Source organism: Halomonas sp. SL18_1, assembly GCF_055755715.1.
Genome location: NZ_JBVTRK010000001.1, coordinates 3,669,125 through 3,690,476, shown reverse-complemented (window position 1 = coordinate 3,690,476; position 21,352 = coordinate 3,669,125). Strand labels below are relative to the sequence as shown.

Here is a 21,352-nt window from a genome sequence, read left to right as displayed (position 1 = left end):
AGCGCCATGCGCCCCTGCCTTTCCAGGCGGGGGCGCACGGCGTTACGGGACAGGAAAAGCCTAGGACACGTTGAACTCGCGGGTTTCGCGGGTGCTCTCGCCGCGGTCGTCCTGCCACTCGATGACCGCTTCGCCTTCGGCCTCTGGGCTCAGGTGGAAGCGCAGGTAGGGGTTAGCGGAAATCGACTGGTGCAGCTCGGCGGCGAAAGCGGTCTCGCCGTTGAGGCTGACGCTGAAGCGCTCGACGATATGGCGCGGCAGCGTTTCGCCGTTGGGCCCCTCGCGTAGCCCGGTCTCCATGGGGTGGCTGATCAGGGTGCGCACCTCGGCGGCTTCACCGCTGCTGAACTGCGACGGCAGACTCACCCGCGGGTTGGACAGGGGGGCGGCGTCTCATCGTCGCCGCGCATCAGGCAGCCGCTGACGGTGACTCGTACCTCCCGGGCGGCGGCGAACTGCTCGCCCTGGCGACTGGTGGCGATGGCGATCACCTGCTGGGTTTCGTTGAGCCGCACCCGGGTGGAGATCTCCGGCTTCCCGCTCAAGGGCGTGAGATGGAAGGTGGCGATCTCGGGCGAGGGGTTATCGCTGGCGAAGAGGTCGATACGCTCGATATAGTCGCCATCCGCGAGCTGCCCCGCGAAGCCCACCGTGAGCGCCACGGCGGAGCCATCCTCCGAGACATGGGGCAGGTCGAGCACGAGGCCCTCGGTATGCGGGCTGGCATCGCCCAGCACGCTGCGCGCGGCGTCCAGCCGCTGCCAGGGGCCATCGGCCAGCGCCGGCAGGCTCAGGCCGAGCAGGGCGACACCCAGCGTCGCCGCGGCCAGGCCGCGCAGCAGGCGACGCCGCCGGGCGTCAGGGGGAGACGGGAATCGAACGCATGCTTTCCTCCAGATGAGAATCATTGCTTGGACACTGCCAATGGGCCCGAAATTCCCAGCCGTGCCCCGGCCAGGATGCCCGCCAGGGCGGCGAAGGTGGTCAGCGACAGCGTCGAGAACCCCGACAGCCCCTGGCCGATGGAGCAGCCCAGCGACATCACCCCGCCGATGCCCATCAAGGTGCCGCCGGCCATGCTGCGCAGCATGTGCCGGGGGCCTTCGAAGCCCTGCAGGTGCAGCTCGCGTCGCGCCAGTGCCATGACCAGGGCGCCGGCCAGCACTCCGGCCACCACGCTGACCCCGAAGCCGAGCCGGGTGCCGGTGGCCAGCATCAGGTACTGCAGCGATTCGCCGATGGGGGCGATGAAGGTCAGGGTGGCCAGGCGCACCGGCTCGAAGTCATCGAAGCCGACCACGCCGGTGACGTACCAGCCGGCGGGGACCAGGGCCCCGATGATCAGGCCGCCCAGCCAGTCCCGCGGCGAGGCGCGAAAGGTGCGGTCGGCCAGCGCCCAGCCGGCCAGGGCGCCGCCAAGCACCAGTGCCGGCAGCCAGCCGGGCACGCCGAGCAGGCGTGGCAGGTCCCGGGCGGGCAGCGCCAGGGCGGTGGCGCTTTCCAGCCATAGCCGCAGCGGTGCCAGCACCCCGGAGAGCGCCATGTAGGCCGCCAGGCCCAGGCACATCAGCACCACGAAGCTGCGCAGGTTGCCGCCGGCCAGCAGCACCAGCGAGCGGGCGCCGCAGCCGTTGGCCAGCACCATGCCGTAGCCGAACAGGGCGCCCCCCAGCGGCACCGCCAGCCACGAGGGGGAGGGCGTCAGGTAGAGGGCATTCCCCAGGGAGAGCACGCCGAGTGCCACCAGCGCCTGGCTGCCCAGCAGCGCCACGGCCATGGCCAGAGCGAAGGCGCGCAGCTTGCGACTGTCGGCGGCCCGCCAGGCGTTGATCAGCCCGCGGGTCAGGCAGAATCCGGTGGCCTGGCCGGTGGCGCCGAACAGCAGCCCAATGGCCAGCCCCGACCAGACGACCAGCTCGGTATGGCTCATGGCGATGAGCTCCTATCACGATGGTGGTGCGCAACAACGCGGTAGATGAACGCAAGCGGGGCCATCCGAAGATGGCCCGCGCAGTATACCGGATGGGGCAGACCTTCAGGCCGTGGTGCCCCAGGTGTCCTGGCAGATGGCGTTATACCAGCCCACGGCGTACTCCGCCTCCAGCGCCCGGATGCTGTCCGGGGCGTCGGTCGGGCTCAGCCCCCGGCGCCTTCCACCTCGGCGATATGGCCGTCCTGCACCCGATAGACGCCGGCGACCGAGATGCCGTATTCCGGCCCGATCAGGCTGTAGCAGGTGTTGGTCCAGTAGGCGTCCGGCGCCGGGCGCGACTCCAGCGAGGCGGCGATGGCGGCGGCTACTACCTTGGCCTGGCCGTTGGCGCAGAAGCCGGACTTGGGCATTGGCGCGGCCACGGTGGCATCCCCCACCACGTAGATATCCTCGACCCGCTGCGACTCGAAGGTCTCGGGCTTCACCGGGACCCAGCCGGAGTCGTCGGTGACCCCGGCGCGGTCGGCGATCCAGCCCGCCTTCTGGGCGGGATGACGTTGAGCACGTCGGCCCGGTGGCGCGTGCCGAACTCGGTTTCCACCTCCAGGCGGTCGGCGTCGACGCGGGTCACCCGGCCGTCGTTGGAGAGTCCCACCCACTCGATGCGATCGCCGTAGAGACGCTCCCAGCCGGCGGTGAACAGCCCCTGCTTGGAGAAGTTGTCCTTGGCGTCGAGGATCAGCACCTTGGATTTCGGCTTGTGCTGCGCCAGGTAGTGGGCGATCAGGCTGGCGCGCTCATAGGGCCCCGGGGGCAGCGGAAGGGATTCTCGGGCGCCACCATCACCACGCTGCCGCCATCCTCCATGGCTTCCAGCTGGCGGCGCAGCAGCTCGGTCTGGGCGCCGGCCTTCCAGGCATGGGGAGCCTTCTCGGCGGCGGTCTCGTCGTAGCCCTCCAGGGCGTTCCAACGGATATCGATCCCCGGCGACAGCACCAGGCGGTCGTAGGCCAGCGACTCGCCGCTGGAGAGCGTGACGCGATGGGCCTCGGCATCCACGTCCTCGGCCATGGCGTGCACGACCCGAACGCCGTAGCGGTCGCGCAGCTCGTCGTAGCCGTGGGAGATCTTGTCCAGGCCGCGCAGCCCCCCCAGGTAGAGGTTGCTGAACGGGCAGGTGTAGAAGACCTCGGCGGGCTCGACCAGGGTCACCTCGACAGCGGGATTGGCGCGCTTGAGGTATTTGGCGGCGGTGGCACCGCCGAACCCCCGCCGACCACCACCACCCGGCCGGCGTGCTGGCCACCGATGGCGAAGCTGCCGACCCCGCCCACCAGGGGCAGCAGGGAAGCGGCCCCAAGGCCCTGGATCAACTGGCGGCGGCTCAGGCCGGTGCGGCTATGCTGCTGGCTCATCTCAGGCTCCCTTATTCCGGTTCGATGTCGGCGAAGTGCTGGGCCAGGGCGCTGAGTTCCTCGTCGCTGAAGCCCTTGGCAATACGGTCCATGATGGTGGTTTCCGGCACCGACTCGTGCTTGAAGGCGAGCAGGCGCGAGGCCAGCAGCTCGGCGGGGCGCCCGGCGAGGGCGGGCACATTGCCGGTGAGCCGGCCATCGGTGCCGTGACAGCTGGCACAGCCGCCGGCCATCACCTCGAGCTGGGCGGCGGAAAAGCCATCGTCGGCAAGCGTCGCCGGCACCACGCCGGTCAGCAGCAGGGCGCCCAGTAGCCCTGCAGAGAGGCGGTGAAAGACCCGTTTCATCATCAGGCTCCCTTGCGATGGGGGTGTCCTAGGAAGGAGGGATAGACTTGGCATGCTAATGGGCCTGAGCGGAGGTCGGAAGGAACGCTTTTGCATTCCGTTATGCCAATATGACCTCTCTGGTTAATCCGTTATGCACTTTTGTCTATATCGGGCGCGCTAGCGTTGATAGGCCCGGCCGGCAACCTTGTGCCAGGTCAACTACATTGTTAATCGTGTACCATCACAACAAGATGCCATCCGGGCTTAGGCCTTGTTCGAAAAGTCGGCGAGCGCAGCCAGTTTTCAGACGAGAGCCTAGCCGGAATGTCGCTCACCTTTGTCCCTCCCACGGCGACTAGACGGGGTAACAAGATGAATGCAACCACCAAATCTACCGGCCAGTCATCGGTCCCCACGGTGAAGATCACCATCAATCCGATCGGTATGGACAGGCCCCGGGCCTGGCTGGCGGCCGGTCTGGAGGACTTTCGACAGGCCACGGTGGTCAGTCTGGCCTATGGCATGTTCTGGGTGGGGCTGAGCATCGCCGTCACCGTGGGCGCCATCATGCTGGGGCTTTGGCACTGGCTGCTGCCCATGGCGGCCGGCTTCATGTTCATCGGGCCGCTGGTCACCGTGGGCTCCTACGGCATCAGCCGTGCGCTGGAGGCGGGGCGGGCGCCCCACCTGGGCGATGCCTTCAGCGCCTGGCGGCCGCATGCTGGGCAGCTGGCGATGATGGGCGTGATGCTGATGATCTTCTTTCTCGCCTGGATTCGCCTGGCGACCCTGCTGTTCGCGCTGTTCTACGGCTTCGAGGCGCCCGGACCCTCCGCCCTCTATGCCTCGCTGCTGACCACTCCCCAGGGGCTGGGCATGATCGCGGTGGGCACGGCGGTGGGCGCGGTGCTCGCCTTCGGCGCCTTTGCCATCAGCGTGGTGGCGATCCCGACCCTGATGGACCAGGACCTGACCTTCATGGAGGGCATCGAGGCCAGCGTGCGCTCGGTGGCCCGCAACTTCCGTCCCATGCTGCTGTGGGCGGTCATTCTCACCGGCTGCGTGCTGGTCGGCATCCTGACCTTCTACATCGGCCTGGCGTTGATCCTGCCGGTGCTGGGCCACGCCAGCTGGCACGCCTACGAGGAGCTGGTGCGCTGCGAACCGATCGCGCCGGAAGGCGGCGACACGCACAGCGCTTGATTCCCCTGTAATGCAAGGGGGGCTTTGCCTCCCTTGCGTCTTTTTGACGCCTGACCTCGCGCGTCTGATCGCGTAACCTTGACGGCTGTTCCCGTGACTTTCCGGATGGCCGTGATGCTTCGAGACAGGCGATTCCCCCTTGCGTTGATTCTGTGGTTGCTGCTGCTGGGCTATTTTCCCCTCAAGGCGCAGGCCGGGCATCTGCCGCCGCCCAAGGGCGAGGTGATCCTGCGCATCAGCGGTGACCTGGCCCACCCCAACGTGGGCGATGAGCTGCACCTGGACCGCGCCATGATGATGACCCTCCCCACCACGGTCGTCGAGACCCACACCCCCTGGACGGAAGGCGCGGGGCGTTTCGAAGGCCCCCTGGCGCGGGCGGTGCTCGATGCCGCCGGGGCCCGGGGCGAGCGGGTACAGGTGCGCGCCCTCAACGACTTCGAGGCGGAGATCCCCGTCTCGGATTTCCGCGACTACGATGTCATCCTCGCCATCAAGCGTGACGGTGAACCCATCGCCGTGCGCGACTTCGGGCCGGTGTTCGTGCTCTACCCCTTCGATGACCACCCGGAGCTGCTCAACGAGACCGTCCGCTTTCGGTCGGTATGGCATGCGAATCGCATCCATGTGCCCTGAGTCATTGCCCTGTCCATTCGACCAGCGTCCAGCCTGATGCACCTTACTGGAGGCCCGATGTGCTGCACTATCCGCTCCGGTTGAAGCTGGGCGCCATTGCCGCCCTGCTGTTCTTCACCGCGGCCCTGGTGGTGGTGGGGCTGGTAGCCTGGCGTCAGGAGAGCGTTTATCAAAGTGTGGGGGGCGATGCCGCCTGGCATGCCTACAAGCTTGACCGCGATATTATCCAGCTGCGCAGCGATCTGGCGCTGGCCGATGAGAGCGTTCTCTCCCTCTCGGGGCTGCGGCTTCGCTTCGAGCTGACCTACAGCCGCCTCAATCTGTTGGAGCGAGGTGATATCGCCGAGCTGCTGGCCAAGATCGACACTGGGACTCGGCAGCTGCCCGAGCTGGTTAAGCAGTTCGACGCCCTGGATACCAAGCTCCAGGCGCTCGAAGAGCTGGGGGAGAGCGAGCGCTTCGCTCTCGACCGGCGCCTGGAACGCCTGGGCCAGCTCACCGAGCGGCTGGTCATCGCCATCAATGGTAATCTCGCCGAGCTGACGACCCGCGAGCGGGAGGTGCTGCAGTCGCTCTATGCGCTGCTGCTGGCGCTGCTGTTGGCCATGAGTCTGTCGGGGCTGTTGGTGGTGGTGTTCCTGGTGCGAGAGGCCCGGGACAATGCGGCGGCCCGGCGCTCGCTGGAGAGCCTCAGCCGGGAGCTGCAGACCACGGCCCGGCGCGCCGAGTCGGCCAGCCAGTCCAAGTCCGAGTTCCTGGCCACCGTGAGCCACGAGATTCGCACGCCGCTCAACGGCGTCATCGGCATGAGCGACCTGCTCATGGATCAGCCGCTGGATCAGCGCTCCCGGGACTATGCCCGCACCCTGCACGCCAGCGCCGGGCGCCTTCTGGAGCTAATCAACGATATCCTGGATTTCTCCAAGATCGAGTCGGGGCGGCTCGAGCTGGAGCGGCGCCCCATCCGCCTGGCGGCGCTGATCGAGGACGCCTGTCAGCTCTTTCGCCCGCGCGCCGATGCCAAGGGCCTGGCCCTGGAAGTCCGGCTGTCGCCCGAGCTTCCGGCCAGGGTGATGGGCGATCCGGCCCGACTGCGCCAGGTGCTGCTCAATCTGCTTGCCAACGCCATCAAGTTCACCGAGCGCGGCGAGGTGCGCATCGAGGCCGGCGTGAGCGCGGCGAGGCGATTACGCCTGGCCGTGACGGATACCGGCCCAGGGATTCCCGCTGACCAGCAGGAGCGGCTCTTCGAACCGTTCCGCCAGGGCGACGCCTCCACCGCCAGGCGCTACGGCGGCACCGGGCTGGGGTTGGCCATCTGCCGGCGGCTCACCGACGCCATGGGCGGCGAGATCGGCGTCGACAGCGTTCCCGGTGAGGGCTGTCGTTTCTGGGTCGAACTGCCGCTGGAGCCGGTCGATGCCGCCTCGGAGGATGAGGCGACGCTGCCGGCTGCCCCGCCGCCGGCGCCCGGTGCCAGCGTGCTGGTGGTGGAAGACAATCCCGTCAACCAGCAGGTGGCCTCGGCGATGCTCGAACGCCTGGGGTGTCGGGTGCAGCTGGTCGATAGCGGGCAGCGCGCCCTGGTGGCCGTTGCGGAGAAGGCCTATGACGCCATCTTCATGGACGTGCAGATGCCCGACATGGACGGGCTGGAAACGGTGCGACGGCTGCGTGAAGGCGAGGGCTGGCGGGCCACGGTGCCGGTGGTGGCGATGACCGCCGGTGGGCCGGGGGCCGAGCAGGCGCGCTGCCTGGAGGCCGGCATGAGTGACTACCTGACCAAGCCGCTGAGCCGGGAGGCGCTGGCCAGCTGCCTGCGGCGGGTGCTGCCCCAGTCGCCGCCGGGCCAGGCCGAGCCAACTGCCGGTGGGTGCGATGGCGATGGCCTGCTCGATGAGGCAGCGCTGGGCGAGCTCGAGCAGAGCATTGGCAAGCCAGGGCTGGAGGCGCTGACGGCGCTCTATCGGCGTCAGCTGGCCGAGCGGCTCGACGAGCTGGAGCGGGCGGTGGAGAGCCCGGACGCGGAGGCGCTGAGGCGGCTGGCCCATCAGCTCAAGGGCGAATCCGCCAGCCTCGGGGCGGTCCGAATGGCCGACCTGGCGGCCCGGCTGGAGGCGGCGGCATCCGGCCAAGGCGACGATTGGGTCAGGGACCTGCTGGACGCGCTGCGTGGCTGCGAGGAGGAGACCCTCGAGGCGGTGGCGGCCTGGACCGCGCGTCGCTGAGCGCTCGGCCGGCGGCGGTTTCCGGGGGAGCGAGGGCATTGTGGCCCCGGGCAGCGGCGGCCTACACTGGCGCTACCGCCAGCCCGCGAGTGCCGCCATGCCTGACCCGGAATTCCTGACCAGCCGCCCGCCGGGGCGGCTCGAAGCGCCGCCGCTGCGTACCGCCTGCAGCCGCCAGCGCAGCCCCGCTGACGCCGCCCGCGAGCTGGCCGAGTCGCTCCATCATCCCGAGCTCGGCTTCGTGCTGTTCTTCTGCAGCGCCGAATACCCGCTGGCCACGCTGGGGGCGGCCCTGCAGTCGGTCTTCGCGGATGTGCCGGTGTCCGGCTGTACCACCGCCGGCGAGATCACCCCGGCCGGCTACTGCCGCGGCTGCATCGTGGCCATCGGCTTCGACCGCCGCGCCTTCGCCGTGGCCCATGCGCTGATCGCCGACCTGGAGGGCTTCGACCTGCTTCAGGCCCAGCGGCTGACCGGCGAGCTGCTCGACGCCTGCCGGCGGGTGTCGCCGGCGCTGGAGGGTGGGCGCCATTTCGCCCTGACCCTGCTCGACGGCCTCTCCAGCAGCGAAGAGCAGGTGCTGGCGACCCTGGATACCGCCCTGGGCCGCATTCCCAGCTTCGGCGGCTCCGCCGGGGACGACAACCGCCTGGCCCATACCCATGTCTACAGCGCCGGGCGCTTTCACAGCGAGGCGGCGGTGGTGGTGATGATCCATACCCGCCTGCCCTTCGAGGTCTTCACCACTCACCACCTGCGCCCGCGGCGGGAGAAGCTGGTGGTGACCGCCGCCGACCGTGAGCGCCGTCGGGTGCTGGAACTCAATGCCGCGCCTGCCGCCGAGGAGTATGCTCGCCTGGTGGGGGTGGCGGTGGCCGACCTGGCGCCCGCGGTGTTCGCCCGCCACCCGCTGGCGGTGCGGATCGGCGAGCGGCACTACGTGCGTTCCATCCAGCGTGCCAACGCCGATGGCAGCTTGAGCTTCTACTGCGCGGTGGAGAATGGCATCGTGCTCACCGCCATGCAGCCCACCCCGCTGCTCGATGACCTCCAGGCGGTGTTCGAGGGCCTGCATGAGCGTCTCGGCGAACCGGCGCTGATCATCGGCTGCGACTGCTTCCTGCGGCGTCTGGAGCTGGAGGCGCTGGGCCAGGTGACGGCGGCATCCGGCCTGCTGGGGCGCGAGCGGGTGGTCGGCTTCAACACCTACGGGGAGCAGCACCATGGCATGCACGTCAACCAGACCTTCACCGGGGTCGCCATTGGATCTCGGCCGCTCCCCTGAGCCGGTCGCCGCGGCCAGCGAGCGGGAGCGCGCGCTGCAGGAGGAGAACGCTCGGCTGCGGCGGATCTGCGCGGCGCTGATCGAGCGGGTCGAGGCCGGCGGCGTCGCCGGCAGCGCCCCCTATGCCGCCTTCGAGCACTCGGTGCTGCTGGCCGAGCAGGTCCGCGAGCGCACCGAGACCCTGCAGCATACCCTCGTCGAACTGGATCATGCCAAGGCCGAGGCGGAAGCCGCGAACCTCTCCAAGACCAAGTTCCTGGCTGCGGTCAGCCACGACCTGCTGCAGCCGCTCAACGCCGCCCGGCTGTTCGCCAGCGCCCTGGAGGAGCATCCCCTGCCCGAGCCGTCGCAGCGGCTGGTGGGGCATATCGGCCGCTCGCTCAAGGATGTCGAATCCCTGCTCGGCACCCTGGTGGACATCTCCCGCCTGGATGCCGGCGTGCTCAAGCCGGACATCGCCCCCTTCCGCGTGGGTGAGCTGCTCGACGTGCTGGCCGAGGAGCATCGCCAGCTGGCCGCCGCCCGGGGGCTTCGGCTCGACTATGTGCCGAGCGGCGCGGTGGTCGCTTCCGACCTGGCCCTGCTGGCCCGGGTGGTGCGCAACTTCCTCAGCAACGCGCTGCGCTATACCGAGCGCGGGCGCGTGCTGCTGGGCTGTCGGCGCCGTCCCGAGGGCCTGGAGATCCTGGTGGGCGATACCGGCCCCGGCATTCCCGAGAGCCAGCGCGAGGCGATCTTCCAGGAGTTTCGCCGCGGCGGCAGCGGGCCCCATGATCGCGACCGGGGACTGGGGCTGGGGCTTGCCATCGTCGATCGCATCTGCGGCATGCTGGGCCACCCGCTGCGGCTGGATTCCCGCCCCGGCCAGGGGGCGCTGTTCTCGGTGCGAGTGCCCTATGCGCACCTGCCCGCTGCTGCGGGACGGGGGCGCGCCGTGGGAGAGTCCGGGGAGGGCCAGCAGCGGCTGGCGGGTGCCAGTGTCTGGGTGATCGACAACGACGCGGCGATTCGCGAGGGCATGCGGGCGCTGCTGGGCGGCTGGGGCTGTCGGGTGCTCACCGCGGCCTCGCTGGACAAGCTGGAGTCGGCGCTCGACGGCCGGCCAGCGGACGTGCTGCTGGTGGACTATCACCTGGAGGAGGGCGGGCCGGACGGCCTGGCGGTGGCGGCCGAGCTGCGTCGCCGCTACCCCGGGCTGCCGGTGGTGGTGATTACCGCCAACCACGACGCCGGCCTCAAGGCGCGCGCCCGGCGTGCGGGCCACGACTGCCTGCTCAAGCCCTTGAAGCCGCTGCGGCTGCGAATGCTGCTGACGACGCTGCTGGAAGCCGGCGACGGCGCCGACTAAAGGCTCTTCGCACTTTCGCGTGAACATGTTTCGCAGGTTTTATGGTGGGAGGCCGGCTCTGCCGGCGGTTCGACGCTTCGACGAAGGCGCCGCAGGCGCCCATGGGTAGCGCTGCGCGCTACTTCGCGAGCTGAAGTCGAGGCGTCGAACCGTCCCTCCCACAGGGCAAGTTCACGCCAGTCTGTGATGAACCCAACTAAAGCGGCTGGCGTCGCTGGGCTAGCAGCCCCTCCACATCGACGCTGCCGGCGGCGAGAATCGCCTGGACCCGGCTGGTCACGCCGAGCTTGCGCAGGATCGCCGAGACGTGGGTCTTGACCGTGGTCTCGGCGATGTCGAGCTCCCAGGCGATCCACTTGTTGGATTCGCCACGGGTCATGTGGATCAGCACCTCGAGCTGCTTGTCGGTGAGCCGGGCGAAGCGGGCGTCGTCGGCCGGCGGTGCACCCGACGCGGCATCGGCGGGCGTGGCCGCCGCGGGCGGGCGGCGCATGATGTCGGGCGGCAGGTAGACCTGTCCTTCGAGGATGCGGTTCAGCGCCGCCAGCAGGTCGTCCCGCGGGGTCGACTTGGGGATGTAGCCCACCGCGCCCATGTCGATGGCCTCGAGAACGATGCGGCGGTCCTGCTCGGCGGAGAGGATCGCCACCGGCAGCCGCGGCAGCGCCTCGCGCAGCTGGGCCAGCCCGGCTAGGCCCTCGGCGTCGGGCAGGCCAAGGTCGAGCAGCAGCAGGTCGAGCTCCTCGAGGGGCTCGGCCTGCTGCAGGGCGCGGGCCAGGCTGTCGGCTTCCAGCAGCCGACAGCCCGGCAGCCCGTTGGCGATCACCGCGCCGATGGCGTCACGGAACAGCGGATGGTCGTCGGCGACCATCAGGGTATACATGGGGCTCTCCTACCAAGGAAGGAGGGGGTCTCCTGCCACGGGAGTATGTCGCACTTCGCCGGATTGACCAAGACTGTGCCTTGTCACCCGAACAACGACAAGACACAGGAGTCACGCCATGATCTACGCCAATCCTGGCCAGTCCGGTTCTCTCATCGCCTTCGAGGCGCGCTACGGCAACTACATCGGCGGTGAGTTCGTCCCGCCGGTGCAGGGGCAGTACTTCGACAACGTCAGTCCGGTCAACGGTGAAGGGTTCTGCCAGATCCCGCGCTCCACCGCCGAGGATATCGAGCTGGCCCTGGACGCGGCCCATGCCGCCGCCCCGGCCTGGGGCAAGACCTCCGCCGCCGAGCGCTCCAACATCCTGCTTAAGATCGCCGATCGCATCGAGCAGAACCTGGAGATGCTGGCCGTGGCCGAGACCTGGGACAACGGCAAGGCGGTGCGCGAGACGCTGAATGCCGACCTGCCGCTCGCCGTGGACCACTTCCGCTACTTCGCCGGCTGTATCCGCGCCCAGGAGGGCACCGCCGCCGATATCGACGCCAACACCGTGGCCTACCATTTCCATGAGCCGCTGGGCGTGGTCGGCCAAATCATCCCCTGGAACTTCCCGCTGCTGATGGCCACCTGGAAGCTGGCCCCGGCGCTGGCCGCCGGCAACTGCGTGGTGCTTAAGCCCGCCGAGCAGACCCCGGCCTCGATTCTCGAGCTCATGAAGCTGGTCGGCGACCTGCTGCCGCCGGGGGTGGTCAACGTGGTCAACGGCTACGGCGCCGAGGCCGGCCAGGCGCTGGCCACAAGCAAGCGCATCGCCAAGATCGCCTTCACCGGCTCCACCCCGGTGGGCGCGCATATCCTCAAGTGCGCCGCCGACAACATCATTCCCTCCACCGTGGAGCTGGGCGGAAAGTCCCCCAACATCTACTTCGCCGACATCATGGATGCCGAGCCGGAGTTCATCGACAAGGCGGCCGAGGGCCTGGTGCTGGCCTTCTTCAACCAGGGCGAGGTCTGCACCTGCCCGTCCCGGGCGCTGATCCAGGAGTCCATGTACGACGCCTTCATGGCCAAGGTCATGGAGAAGGTGGGCAAGATCACCCGTGGAAATCCGCTGGACACCGAGGTCCAGGTGGGGGCCCAGGCGTCCCAGGAGCAGTTCGACAAGATCCTCTCCTACATGGAGGTCGCCCGTGAAGAGGGCGCCGAGTTCCTCACCGGTGGTGACAAGGCGAGCGTCGACCCGGCCTATGCCAGCGGCTACTACATCGAGCCGACCCTGCTCAAGGGCCACAACAAGATGCGCGTGTTCCAGGAGGAGATCTTCGGGCCGGTGGTGGCCGTGACCACCTTCAAGGACGAGGCCGAGGCACTGGCGATTGCCAACGACACCGAGTTCGGGCTGGGCGCCGGGGTGTGGAGCCGCGACATCAACGTCGCCTTCCGCATGGGCCGCGGTATCCAGGCTGGCCGCGTCTGGACCAACTGCTATCACCAGTACCCGGCCCACGCCGCCTTCGGCGGCTACAGAGAAGTCCGGCGTCGGCCGCGAGACCCACAAGGTGGCGCTCGCGCACTACCAGCAGACCAAAAACCTGCTGGTGAGCTACGACACCAACCCGCTGGGGTTCTTCTGAGCTCCCTGCCGCCCGGGACCGCCGGGCGGCACTTCCTCGCTTCCCCGGGCGACGACCCTTGAGCCCGACCGGGACTCATGAACCGATCATCAGCAGGAGTGCAAACAATGGACAAGACGATGAAGGCTGCCGTGGTACGCAAGTTCGGTGAGCCCTTGGCTATTGAGGAGGTAGACACGCCGCGCCCCCGAAAGGGGGAGATCCTGGTCAAGGTGGCTGCCTCCGGCGTCTGCCACACCGATCTCCACGCGGCCCACGGCGACTGGCCGGTGAAGCCCAGCCCGCCGTTCATTCCTGGCCATGAGGGTGTTGGCCATATCGTGGCAGTGGGCGAGGGCGTCAGCCACGTCAAGGAGGGCGATCGTGTCGGCGTGCCCTGGCTCTATTCGGCCTGCGGCCACTGCGAGCACTGCTTGGGTGGCTGGGAGACGCTGTGCGAGTCGCAGCAGAATACCGGCTATTCGGTGAACGGGGGCTTCGCCGACTACACCCTGGCGGATGCCGGCTTCGTGGGCCGACTGCCCGATAACGTCGATTTCCTGGAGATCGCCCCGGTACTGTGTGCCGGCGTGACCGTCTACAAGGGACTCAAGATGACCGACACTCGCCCGGGGCAGTGGGTGGTGATCTCGGGTATCGGCGGGCTCGGCCACATGGCCGTGCAGTATGCGCGTGCCATGGGCCTCAACGTGGCCGCGGTGGATATTGACGATGGCAAGCTGACGCTAGCGGAACGCCTGGGCGCCACGGTCACCGTCAACGCCATGAAGACCGATCCCACCGACTACCTGAAGCGCGAGATCGGTGGCGCCCATGGGGCGCTGGTCACCGCGGTGTCGCCCAAGGCGTTCGATCAGGGGCAGCGCATGCTGCGTCGCGGCGGCACCCTGGTGCTCAACGGCTTGCCACCGGGGGACTTCCCGCTGCCGATCTTCGATACCGTGCTCAACGGCATCACCGTGCGCGGCTCCATCGTCGGCACGCGCCAGGACCTGCAGGAGGCGCTGGATTTCGCCGGCGAGGGCAAGGTGAAGGCCACCGTCGCCACCGACAAGCTGGAGAACATCAACGACGTCTTCCAGCGCATGATCGATGGCAAGATCGAGGGGCGCATCGTGCTCGACATGGCCGATTGACAACGTCGGTATGGCGGCGTCGGGGGCGCTTCGGCGCCCCCTTTTCTGCCTCGCCTAACGGCGTGGGCTCATCCTCGGTGGCTCTCCAGGCCCAGCACCTCGGCTTCCATCTGGCGTCGTCGACGCAGGTCCCAGAGCGCGGCGGCGGCCAGCAGCGCGAAGCCGACCAGCTCCACCAGGGCGTGATAGTCGATGAACAGCGCATAGAGAATGGTGCCGCTGCCCGCTGTCGCCAGCAGCGTGGGGCCGATGGCGCGGTGGTAGTGAAAGCCGGCGGCCAGGGTCAGCAGCGTCAGCAGCACGAACAGCGCAATGGCGGCGGCCCAGACCCCCTCATTGAGCGTCAGTCCCAGGCCCAGCAGCGGCAGCAGGCCGACCAGCGCCAGGGTGCCATAGCAGCTGACGAGCGCCATGACCAGCGCCGCCACCCCCAGCATGCCGCGGCGCTGGAGGCGGCGCCAGGCGCGTCGTGGTTCGAGCCGGCGCCGCCACCGCTGGAAGGCCGAAGGCGACGCCTCACCGCGCCGCATGCCCACCTCGATGGAGTGGGCGCCGAAGCTTTCCGCCACCTCGCGGGTCTGCTGGCTGGGGCTCAGCTCGAAGTAGTCGTGACTGGCCACCACCTCGATCTCCTCGAAGCCGGCTTCGGCGAACAGCGCCAGCAGCTCCTCCTTGACCGTGGCGCCCACCACGCACTCCACCCACAGACGCGGGTCCTCGTGGCAGTCCACCGACACCGGCCGGTGAATCACCACGTCGGCCAGCTGCACGCGGCCGTGGGGCTTGAGCACGCGGAACATCTCGGTCACCGCGCGGCGCTTGTCCGGCACCAGGTTGAGCGCGCCGTTGCTGGTGATGGCGTCGACGCTGGCATCGGCCAGCGGCAGCGCCTCCGCCGAGGCCTGGATGACCGCCAGCTGGCTGTCTCCCGCCTGGTCCGCCGTGCGCTTGAGCTTGCGGGTCATGGCGGCCGTCAGGTCCAGGGCGATCACCCGCCCCTCGGGGCCGGCGAGTCGGCTGGCGATCAGGCTGTCGTTGCCGGCGCCGGCACCGATGTCCAGCACCCGGTCGCCGGGACGAACGGCCTCGGCGCGAAAGGGGTAGCCGACCCCGGCGAAGGAGGCCTGCAGGGCGTCGGGCATTGCGGCGGTGAGCGAATCGGGATAGCCGAGCCGCCGGCAGGCAGCGCGCCCCACCGGAAAGTGGAAAGGGCCGTCCGGGGTCTCGGCCACGGCCGTGTACATCTCCTGAACGGCGGCGGCGATCTGCTGCCGGGAGTATCCGAGTATGGCCACCATGAGCATTGCTCCTCACGGGTCGCCGGGTGGGCCCTCGCCGCCGGGCGGGTCGGGGTAGCGGTCGAGTAGATGCCGGATGCGCCGCTGTAGTCGCGGGGGGGCGCTGGCGGTTCCGGCGGCCTCCACCCTGGCCCGTAGTCGTTTTTCGAATTCGGCGCGCGTGAAGCAGTCATGACAGCGGTGCAGGTGCCGCTCGATGTCGGCCGCCTGCTGCGATGCCATCTCCTGGTCAAGATAGTCGAAGAGGCGTTCGATGACCTCTTCACAGCTCAGCTCACGCTCGCTCATGACGGTGACCCTCCCTGTCCTGGTGGTCCCGGGCGTTCGCCACCGATGACCCCAGCCTCCCTGGCCTGCTCCCAGAGCTGTTTCTGCAGGATCCCGCGTGCCCGGCTCAGTCGGGAGCGCACGGTGCCCAGCGGGATCCCCAGCAGTTGCGATGCCTCGAGATACGTATAGCCCTGCACCTCCACCAGCACAATCGCCAGCCGGAAGGGGTCGGGAAGGCTGTCCAGGGCACGCTGCAGGTCTTCATGGAGAAGCCCGTTGAAGAACTGCTCTTCCAGGCTACCCCACCAGAGCAGGAAGGGCTGATGCAGCTGCTGGAAGAGGGTGAAACGGGTGATGTCGAGGTCGTCCGGCGAGGGCGGTTCGCCGCCGGCGGCCGGCTTGGGGCGGCTCTGGCGCCGGCGCCACTCGCTGATGAAGGCGTTGGTGAGATATGGAACAGCCAGCCCTCGAATCGCCGGGGGTCTCGCAGCTCGTCGAGTCGGGCCCAGGCCTTGCTTACCGCCTCGGCGACGATGTCCTCGGCGTCGTCCGGGTCGCGGGTCAGGCGCAGGGCGTTGCCGTAGAGCCGGTCCAGCAGGGGCTCCAGACGCTGCTCGAACCACTGTCGCCGCTGGGCGCTATCGTGGAACTTCATGGTGGCCCCCGATTCGCTCCGACACCGGCGCTGCGGGCGCGCGGTCGGGGCGCTGGTGGACGGGCTGGCAAGAGACATGGGCCACCTCTGAGCATGGATCGCCCCCGGGATCGGGGCAAGGCCGTTATCGGCAGGGACGCGCCGGTCTCACCAGGGGTTCCCGGCGACGGGGGCCGTCCTGTGGCGGGTCGGGAACCCTGGGCGAGGGGGCTGCGTCCTTGGGGTCGAGCGGCCTCGATGCCGCGTCACGACCCTGACGACCAAGAGGAGCCAACACCATGAAGACTCAGACCGCCATCCTGACCGGTGCCGCCCTGACCCTGGCCATGGCCGCCGCCGGCCTGCAGGCCTCGCCCTATCACGGCGACGGCCACCTGCTGGGTACCCCCGACGATCTCACCTGGGGGCCGGTGGGCTCCATGGGCGAAGGGGCGGAGATCGCCATCATCGAGGGGGATCTCAGCGAGGAGGCCCCCTTCACCTTCCGCCTGCGCCTAGCGGATGGCTACGAGATCAAGCCCCATGTCCACCCGGCCTACGAGCGGGTCACGGTGCTCCAGGGCACTCTGCACTTCGCCCACGGCGAGACCTTCGACCCCGATGCCACCAAGACCCTGCCGGTGGGTGGCTTCGCCATCATGGCGCCGGGCGATCCCATGTTCGGCTACGCCGAGGGCGAGACCATCATCCAGCTCCACGGCACCGGCCCCTGGGGCATCGAGTACCTCGACCCGGCCGACGACCCGCGCGGCTGAAGCTTGCCGAGAGTCGTTTCAATGCCGCGCTTCGGCGTGAAGTGCGGCACTTACGACTCGCCCATGGCATCACTTGCCGTTGCCGAGCGGCGCGCCTGGGCGACTATGCTCTCCCAGCGATAGCGTAGTCTAGTTAAGAAAAATTTAAATTAACCCTCGCTGCCGCGTGTCTTGGATGAAGCGCTAGATGCAGCTAATTTTTTAATATTAGAAAACTAGTACTGCACTTTCTAGGCATCTGGTATTGTTTGTTTTTTGTAATCGGCTATGCTGCATTCAGTTACATGGAAGATATTAGTTTTGGCATGAAATTGGCTGGTTGCTTGGGAGGATTTATGAGAAAAGGAGGTGAGAAAAGGGCTGGCAGAATTTTTGCCATTGCTGGTTCAGTGATACTGTTTTTATCAGGAGCGTCAGCAGTAAGTGGCGATCTGGTGTATCAGCCCAATAATCCCTCTTTTGGTGGGAATCCATTCAATTCAGCACATCTTCTTGGGCTTGCTGATAGGCAGAATCAATATAAGGACGACGGATCTTCTTCAAGGGCATCGGGATTTAGAAACACTCCGGCAGACCAGTTTGTTCGCCAACTGCAGAGTCGAATGCTGAGCAGTCTTGCAAATCAGGTTAACGAAGCTATTTTTGGTGAGGATGCCGCCGAATCGGGAAGGATTGTGTTTGGTGACCAGGTTATTAGCTTTAACCGTGGGCTGGAAGGCGTGCACCTGGTGATCGAGAATACTTCGGATGGCAGCCAGACCGAAGTGACCGTTCCGACGCTGCAAGTCGAGTAGAATATAATAAATGCCAATATCGGTAGTTTTTTTATTATATAAATTCAAGGGAACAGGGTGGAGCTATGTTACGATCTCGTTTACGGTCGGGGGCCGTGCTGACCTTATTTCTTGGTCTGGCGGTTGCGGGGTGTGCTACACCGAATGCCCAACCCTACGATTCAGATACGCAAACTACCCCAGACCTTGCGTCACTTCCGCTTCCGCCTCAGCCGATCGTTGCTGCGGTGTATGACTTTCCCGATATGACCGGGCAGCATCGTGAGACTCAGGGCGGTCAGCCGCACTACTCAAAAGCCGTCACGCAAGGTGGGGCGGCCGTGCTGATTCGCGCTCTGCAGGACGCTGGTCGTGGACAGTGGTTCAAGGTGCTCGAACGTAACCGGCTCAACAGCGTGTTGACCGAGCGCCAGATTATTCGCGACCAGCGCCAGAACTATGTCGATGCCAATGGTAATCGTCTTCCACCACCTGCTCCTCTGCTGTATGCCGGGGTAATCTTTGAGGGCGGTATTATTGGCTACGACACCAATACTCTGACCGGTGGAGCCGGGGCGCGCTTCCTGGGCATCGGGGCCAGTTCGCAGTACCGCGAGGATGTGGTCACTGTCTTCCTGCGCGCTATCAGTACCCAAACCGGTGAAGTGTGGACCAGCGTGGTTGCGTCCAAGCGTATCTATTCGGTCCAGGTGCAGGGGGATGTCTTCCGCTTCGTTGATGCCGACGAAATCCTCGAGCTGGAAGCCGGCTTCACGCGCAATGAGCCTCGGTTGGTAGCGCTGCGTGAAGCTGTGGAGCAGGCGGTGCACGCCATGGTCATGGAGGGGGCAGAGCGAGGCCTTTGGGAGTTTGCCAACCCGGAAGAAGGGGCGAGGGCACTCTCGGCCTATCGCGGCCTGGATGAAAAGAAAGCCGTCAATCGGCGGAATCCTCAGGGCCGGCCGTGCGTGATGCTCAATCCGCTGGCATGGCGACATCCGGGCGGCAACCACCAACAACGCCAATGACCCAGCAGGCTGAGCGGCTCGCAGCGGTCGGCGGTCATGGGGAGCCGGTGCAGGGCAGGGCGGTGGAATCGGATATCTCGATGGATATCGAGATGGCGGAGATTCCCGAAGCGGAGAGGGGCGATCGTGCCGGCCGGAATAGTGAACCGGATGCACCCATGGAGCGCTCCAGCGCGAGCTTCACGCCGAAGCCCGCTATCCCAGGCGTTGCCGGGGAGGCATTTTGACATGGTTGGTGCCGGTGGGTCGCTTGGCAGTGATGCCCCCCCCAATGGGCGCCAAATCAAAGAATTGGGCGTGACGACAACCTTGGCAGGGTGAACTGCCGCCACGCCCAAGCTGGTTGCGGCATAGGGCCGTAACCAAACCCACGTCCCATAGGGACACTGCAATAATGAGGTGTACCATGAAACTTGACAAGACCCTAATTGCCGCAAGCGTCGCAGCAGCTTTCTGCTTGGCTGCCGGTTCAGCACTTGCAACTAATACAGCAATCACCGACCAATCTGGCTCGACGAATAGCTTGGCCACGCAAAACCAGACCGGTGGTGTCAATAATATGGCGGACATTGATCAGACTGACTCGTCTGATAACGAGGCCGTGCAGAGTCAGCAGGGGGTAATGCTAACGAAGCTTTCATCGAGCAAGTTGATGGTGGGAGCCAAAATAACTATGCGCAGCAGGACCAGACGGGAAGCCGCAACCTGGCAACCATTCGTCAGCCAGCATCGCCGCCTACTGGTTCAACAAATAATGTTTCCTATCAAACGCAGATTGGAAACGATAACGAAGCCACTGCTAATGTGACATCCAGTGGTGGTGCTGTGGGTAATGAAACTCAGCAGAGGCAAGATGGAAACGGAAATTACTCCTTTGTAAATGTCAGTGGCGATGAGAATTTTGCACGGACGGATCAATGGGGAAATAATAACTGGGTTGACGTGCGTCAGGATGGTGCGGCACAGAATAACGATGCACTGGTCGAGCAGTTTGGCAACAGTAACGATGCCACTGTGAACCAGTTCGGTGCAGAGGACTCTGTTGCGACTGTTTTTCAAGGCGGGAATGGAGATGTTGCTGATATAAATCAAAATGGCGCCATGAATGCAAATGCCGCTATTACCCAGAACTGAACCGGTTTAGGGTGCGGGGTGAGCATCCCCGCGCCCTTTTTTCACTGTTCAGGTGGGAGGGGGTATGAATAGACTGTTAAGCTTTGGTTTAGTGGTTTCTGGACTGTTAATGGCTCTGCTTTTCTCTTCGGAGGCTTGGTCAAATAACAATCTAGCCTACATCGAGCAAGCCAGTTCTCGCAACGCCTCGGCCACGATTGATCAGCAAGGAAGTTATCATGTTAGCAAAGTTGTTCAATCCGGTGAGGGAAGTCGTGCGGAAGTGGGGCAGGAGGGCATAGGAAATGAACTGAAATTGCTTCAGAGAAATTATGGAAATAGTGCCAGATTTCGCCAAGCAGGGAGCCTGAACATCGTTCGCGGGGAGTCAGGGGAAGGTGCCTTACAAGACGGCCAGGATAACGGCATCTTTATTGATCAGCAGGGCATCAACAACCTTGTGTATGCCAGTCAGCAGGGCATGGAAAATCAGATGACGCTGACGCAGTATGGTGATGACAACACGGCCAAACTGCACCAGAACGGCGAAGGTAACCGGATGACCGTGACGCAGCTGAATGGAGGCAACAGCCTGGACTGGACGCAGAATGGCGATAATCTGCCTGATCTCAACGTGACTCAAACGGGGGGCAATCGGCTCGCCTTACCCAGAGTGCCGCACCATGAGTGACGCCAAGCAAGGGTTCACCCGGATCGCGGTGTTGGCTGGTCTCTGTGCCATGACGGCGGGGCCTGCTGTCGCGGATGCGCAGGGCAACATTCATCTCACCATCAGCGGCGATGAGCGGACCCGCTTTAGCGGCGAGTGCGTCGTGATCCTCGATGATGGCAGAGAAGAGACGGTTGTGCTTGGCGGCACCGTACCGCTGGAGCGCCGTCTGCACGGCAGTGCGCTCTCCTGCCGGCTACAACAGGCCAGCGAACAGGGCTATCTTCAGGTAGAGGTGCGCAAGAACGGCAATGTTTCGCGCTCCCGTACCCAGGGCAAGGGAAGCGTTGTCAGTCTGCGCGTGATGTAACACGACCGGCAAGCTTGTCGGGCAAGCAGAGGGTCTTCCATGAAGCGTGTTTGGCTGTGGGGGTGGGTCGGCATCGCCACGTGGCTGTCGCTGACTGTTACGCTCTTCGCCGGTGAAAACGCTACCTTAGGGCACGATCTCGATGCGGGGCCGGGCAACCTGGGCGCTGATTCCGAGCGGCTTCGGCCGCAGCAGGCGCCAGCCTCTGCCCATCAACCGGATGCTATCTCTAGGAAGCTGCACAAAGAGGGACACTTGACGGAGCCGGCGACCGAGGCCGCCGAAACCGTGGGTGATCCTCACCGGTTCTTGTTCGAGCCTCCTTGGGAGTACGACCGATAAGCAGCCTTGGTGAACCGCACCGCTGTGACGTGTGGAGTGGAA

The 21,352-nt window shown here is 66.1% G+C and carries 23 protein-coding genes and 4 pseudogenes; 15 read left to right on the top strand and 12 right to left on the bottom strand.

Annotation, left to right across the window (positions count from 1 at the left end; translation table 11 throughout):
- Window positions 1-60: 60 nt before the first annotated feature.
- The 7 genes and pseudogenes from soxZ to ACSJDS_RS18760 all read right to left on the bottom strand — a co-directional run bounded on the left by soxZ (window position 61) and on the right by ACSJDS_RS18760 (window position 3,695).
- Window positions 61-366 (bottom strand): thiosulfate oxidation carrier complex protein SoxZ, encoded by a 306-nt coding sequence (gene soxZ / locus ACSJDS_RS18790; RefSeq protein ID WP_473034566.1) that lies wholly within the window; start codon window positions 364-366, stop codon window positions 61-63.
- A complete protein-coding gene (locus ACSJDS_RS18785) occupies window positions 363-908 on the bottom strand; it encodes a thiosulfate oxidation carrier protein SoxY (RefSeq protein ID WP_473034565.1) in 546 nt (181 codons plus the stop codon). Before ACSJDS_RS18785 ends, soxZ begins: the two co-directional genes overlap by 4 nt.
- Window positions 905-1,930: a YeeE/YedE family protein gene (locus ACSJDS_RS18780; protein ID WP_473034564.1), complete on the bottom strand. Its 1,026-nt coding sequence runs from the start codon at window positions 1,928-1,930 to the stop codon at window positions 905-907. The genes ACSJDS_RS18785 and ACSJDS_RS18780 overlap by 4 nt, the downstream gene beginning before the upstream one ends.
- A 105-nt stretch (window positions 1,931-2,035) precedes the next feature.
- Window positions 2,036-2,343: pseudogene (locus ACSJDS_RS18775) on the bottom strand (FCSD flavin-binding domain-containing protein).
- 71 nt (window positions 2,344-2,414) lie between these two features.
- A pseudogene (locus ACSJDS_RS18770) lies at window positions 2,415-3,145 on the bottom strand (hypothetical protein).
- Window positions 3,142-3,348 carry a hypothetical protein gene (locus ACSJDS_RS18765; RefSeq protein ID WP_473034563.1) on the bottom strand — a complete coding sequence of 69 codons (207 nt, stop codon included), beginning with the start codon at window positions 3,346-3,348 and terminating at the stop codon, window positions 3,142-3,144. The pseudogene ACSJDS_RS18770 and the gene ACSJDS_RS18765 overlap by 4 nt, the downstream one beginning before the upstream one ends.
- Before the next feature lie 11 nt (window positions 3,349-3,359).
- Window positions 3,360-3,695, bottom strand: a complete 336-nt coding sequence (locus ACSJDS_RS18760; RefSeq protein WP_473034562.1) for a c-type cytochrome — start codon at window positions 3,693-3,695, stop codon at window positions 3,360-3,362.
- A 354-nt stretch (window positions 3,696-4,049) separates the two neighbouring features.
- Here ACSJDS_RS18760 and ACSJDS_RS18755 point away from each other — a divergent pair, with 354 nt between their 5' ends.
- From ACSJDS_RS18755 to ACSJDS_RS18735, 5 genes are all read left to right on the top strand, one after another.
- Window positions 4,050-4,880 carry a DUF2189 domain-containing protein gene (locus ACSJDS_RS18755; protein ID WP_473034561.1) on the top strand — a complete coding sequence of 277 codons (831 nt, stop codon included), beginning with the start codon at window positions 4,050-4,052 and terminating at the stop codon, window positions 4,878-4,880.
- 144 nt (window positions 4,881-5,024) lie between these two features.
- Window positions 5,025-5,516, top strand: a complete 492-nt coding sequence (locus ACSJDS_RS18750; protein ID WP_473034560.1) for a putative pterin-binding protein — start codon at window positions 5,025-5,027, stop codon at window positions 5,514-5,516.
- A gap of 59 nt (window positions 5,517-5,575) precedes the next feature.
- Window positions 5,576-7,744 carry an ATP-binding protein gene (locus tag ACSJDS_RS18745; RefSeq protein WP_473034559.1) on the top strand — a complete coding sequence of 723 codons (2,169 nt, stop codon included), beginning with the start codon at window positions 5,576-5,578 and terminating at the stop codon, window positions 7,742-7,744.
- A 97-nt stretch (window positions 7,745-7,841) separates the two neighbouring features.
- On the top strand, window positions 7,842-9,029 hold the full coding sequence (gene nosP, locus ACSJDS_RS18740; RefSeq protein WP_473034558.1) for a nitric oxide-sensing protein NosP: 1,188 nt from the start codon (window positions 7,842-7,844) through the stop codon (window positions 9,027-9,029).
- Window positions 8,968-10,377: an ATP-binding response regulator gene (locus ACSJDS_RS18735; protein WP_473034557.1), complete on the top strand. Its 1,410-nt coding sequence runs from the start codon at window positions 8,968-8,970 to the stop codon at window positions 10,375-10,377. The genes nosP and ACSJDS_RS18735 overlap by 62 nt, the downstream gene beginning before the upstream one ends.
- Window positions 10,378-10,573: 196 nt before the next feature.
- Here the strand turns inward: ACSJDS_RS18735 and ACSJDS_RS18730 are convergent, their stop codons facing one another.
- Window positions 10,574-11,260, bottom strand: a complete 687-nt coding sequence (locus tag ACSJDS_RS18730; protein ID WP_473034556.1) for a response regulator — start codon at window positions 11,258-11,260, stop codon at window positions 10,574-10,576.
- 118 nt (window positions 11,261-11,378) lie between these two features.
- Between ACSJDS_RS18730 and exaC the strand changes: the two are divergent.
- Both exaC and adhP read left to right on the top strand, forming a co-directional pair.
- Window positions 11,379-12,900 (top strand): annotated as a pseudogene (gene exaC, locus ACSJDS_RS18725) (acetaldehyde dehydrogenase ExaC).
- Between the two features lie 107 nt (window positions 12,901-13,007).
- Window positions 13,008-14,036 (top strand): alcohol dehydrogenase AdhP, encoded by a 1,029-nt coding sequence (adhP, locus tag ACSJDS_RS18720; protein WP_473034555.1) that lies wholly within the window; start codon window positions 13,008-13,010, stop codon window positions 14,034-14,036.
- 68 nt (window positions 14,037-14,104) lie between these two features.
- On the opposite strand, the gene ACSJDS_RS18715 is transcribed toward adhP, so the two are convergent.
- The 4 genes and pseudogenes from ACSJDS_RS18715 to ACSJDS_RS18700 all read right to left on the bottom strand — a co-directional run.
- Window positions 14,105-15,334 (bottom strand): MerC family mercury resistance protein, encoded by a 1,230-nt coding sequence (locus ACSJDS_RS18715; protein WP_473034554.1) that lies wholly within the window; start codon window positions 15,332-15,334, stop codon window positions 14,105-14,107.
- A 12-nt stretch (window positions 15,335-15,346) separates the two neighbouring features.
- Window positions 15,347-15,622 carry an anti-sigma factor family protein gene (locus tag ACSJDS_RS18710; RefSeq protein WP_473034553.1) on the bottom strand — a complete coding sequence of 92 codons (276 nt, stop codon included), beginning with the start codon at window positions 15,620-15,622 and terminating at the stop codon, window positions 15,347-15,349.
- Window positions 15,619-16,038, bottom strand: coding sequence for a sigma factor-like helix-turn-helix DNA-binding protein (locus tag ACSJDS_RS18705; protein WP_473035075.1), 420 nt, complete (start codon window positions 16,036-16,038; stop codon window positions 15,619-15,621). The genes ACSJDS_RS18710 and ACSJDS_RS18705 overlap by 4 nt, the downstream gene beginning before the upstream one ends.
- A gap of 26 nt (window positions 16,039-16,064) precedes the next feature.
- Window positions 16,065-16,259: pseudogene (locus ACSJDS_RS18700) on the bottom strand (RNA polymerase sigma factor); the annotation flags it as partial.
- Window positions 16,260-16,537: 278 nt separating this feature from the next.
- On the opposite strand from ACSJDS_RS18700, the gene ACSJDS_RS18695 reads away from it, so the two are divergent.
- The 8 genes from ACSJDS_RS18695 to ACSJDS_RS18660 all read left to right on the top strand — a co-directional run bounded on the left by ACSJDS_RS18695 (window position 16,538) and on the right by ACSJDS_RS18660 (window position 20,968).
- A complete protein-coding gene (locus ACSJDS_RS18695; RefSeq protein ID WP_473034551.1) occupies window positions 16,538-17,014 on the top strand; it encodes a cupin domain-containing protein in 477 nt (158 codons plus the stop codon).
- A gap of 284 nt (window positions 17,015-17,298) precedes the next feature.
- Window positions 17,299-17,808: a curli assembly protein CsgF gene (locus ACSJDS_RS18690; RefSeq protein WP_473034550.1), complete on the top strand. Its 510-nt coding sequence runs from the start codon at window positions 17,299-17,301 to the stop codon at window positions 17,806-17,808.
- Between the two features lie 95 nt (window positions 17,809-17,903).
- Window positions 17,904-18,815: a CsgG/HfaB family protein gene (locus tag ACSJDS_RS18685; protein ID WP_473034549.1), complete on the top strand. Its 912-nt coding sequence runs from the start codon at window positions 17,904-17,906 to the stop codon at window positions 18,813-18,815.
- Window positions 18,812-19,042 carry a hypothetical protein gene (locus ACSJDS_RS18680; protein ID WP_473034548.1) on the top strand — a complete coding sequence of 77 codons (231 nt, stop codon included), beginning with the start codon at window positions 18,812-18,814 and terminating at the stop codon, window positions 19,040-19,042. Before ACSJDS_RS18685 ends, ACSJDS_RS18680 begins: the two co-directional genes overlap by 4 nt.
- A gap of 179 nt (window positions 19,043-19,221) precedes the next feature.
- On the top strand, window positions 19,222-19,623 hold the full coding sequence (locus ACSJDS_RS18675; protein ID WP_473034547.1) for a curlin repeat-containing protein: 402 nt from the start codon (window positions 19,222-19,224) through the stop codon (window positions 19,621-19,623).
- A complete protein-coding gene (locus ACSJDS_RS18670) occupies window positions 19,620-19,949 on the top strand; it encodes a hypothetical protein (RefSeq protein ID WP_473034546.1) in 330 nt (109 codons plus the stop codon). Before ACSJDS_RS18675 ends, ACSJDS_RS18670 begins: the two co-directional genes overlap by 4 nt.
- Window positions 19,950-20,013: 64 nt before the next feature.
- Window positions 20,014-20,619 (top strand): hypothetical protein, encoded by a 606-nt coding sequence (locus ACSJDS_RS18665; protein WP_473034545.1) that lies wholly within the window; start codon window positions 20,014-20,016, stop codon window positions 20,617-20,619.
- Window positions 20,612-20,968: a hypothetical protein gene (locus ACSJDS_RS18660; protein WP_473034544.1), complete on the top strand. Its 357-nt coding sequence runs from the start codon at window positions 20,612-20,614 to the stop codon at window positions 20,966-20,968. Before ACSJDS_RS18665 ends, ACSJDS_RS18660 begins: the two co-directional genes overlap by 8 nt.
- The last annotated feature ends 384 nt before the right edge of the window (window positions 20,969-21,352 follow it).

What these genes read in the sequence shown, in the direction of transcription:
- ACSJDS_RS18785 (WP_473034565.1), bottom strand. Translation starts at nt 908, where the DNA reads ATGATTCTCATCTGGAGGAAAGCATGCGTTCGATTCCCGTCTCCCCCT.
- ACSJDS_RS18780 (WP_473034564.1), bottom strand. Translation starts at nt 1,930, where the DNA reads ATGAGCCATACCGAGCTGGTCGTCTGGTCGGGGCTGGCCATTGGGCTG.
- ACSJDS_RS18765 (WP_473034563.1), bottom strand. Translation starts at nt 3,348, where the DNA reads ATGAGCCAGCAGCATAGCCGCACCGGCCTGAGCCGCCGCCAGTTGATC.
- ACSJDS_RS18760 (WP_473034562.1), bottom strand. Translation starts at nt 3,695, where the DNA reads ATGAAACGGGTCTTTCACCGCCTCTCTGCAGGGCTACTGGGCGCCCTG.
- ACSJDS_RS18755 (WP_473034561.1), top strand. Translation starts at nt 4,050, where the DNA reads ATGAATGCAACCACCAAATCTACCGGCCAGTCATCGGTCCCCACGGTG.
- nosP (WP_473034558.1), top strand. Translation starts at nt 7,842, where the DNA reads ATGCCTGACCCGGAATTCCTGACCAGCCGCCCGCCGGGGCGGCTCGAA.
- ACSJDS_RS18735 (WP_473034557.1), top strand. Translation starts at nt 8,968, where the DNA reads ATGGCATGCACGTCAACCAGACCTTCACCGGGGTCGCCATTGGATCTC.
- ACSJDS_RS18730 (WP_473034556.1), bottom strand. Translation starts at nt 11,260, where the DNA reads ATGTATACCCTGATGGTCGCCGACGACCATCCGCTGTTCCGTGACGCC.
- adhP (WP_473034555.1), top strand. Translation starts at nt 13,008, where the DNA reads ATGGACAAGACGATGAAGGCTGCCGTGGTACGCAAGTTCGGTGAGCCC.
- ACSJDS_RS18715 (WP_473034554.1), bottom strand. Translation starts at nt 15,334, where the DNA reads ATGGTGGCCATACTCGGATACTCCCGGCAGCAGATCGCCGCCGCCGTT.
- ACSJDS_RS18710 (WP_473034553.1), bottom strand. Translation starts at nt 15,622, where the DNA reads ATGAGCGAGCGTGAGCTGAGCTGTGAAGAGGTCATCGAACGCCTCTTC.
- ACSJDS_RS18695 (WP_473034551.1), top strand. Translation starts at nt 16,538, where the DNA reads ATGAAGACTCAGACCGCCATCCTGACCGGTGCCGCCCTGACCCTGGCC.
- ACSJDS_RS18690 (WP_473034550.1), top strand. Translation starts at nt 17,299, where the DNA reads ATGGAAGATATTAGTTTTGGCATGAAATTGGCTGGTTGCTTGGGAGGA.
- ACSJDS_RS18680 (WP_473034548.1), top strand. Translation starts at nt 18,812, where the DNA reads ATGACCCAGCAGGCTGAGCGGCTCGCAGCGGTCGGCGGTCATGGGGAG.
- ACSJDS_RS18675 (WP_473034547.1), top strand. Translation starts at nt 19,222, where the DNA reads ATGAAACTTGACAAGACCCTAATTGCCGCAAGCGTCGCAGCAGCTTTC.
- ACSJDS_RS18665 (WP_473034545.1), top strand. Translation starts at nt 20,014, where the DNA reads ATGAATAGACTGTTAAGCTTTGGTTTAGTGGTTTCTGGACTGTTAATG.
- ACSJDS_RS18660 (WP_473034544.1), top strand. Translation starts at nt 20,612, where the DNA reads ATGAGTGACGCCAAGCAAGGGTTCACCCGGATCGCGGTGTTGGCTGGT.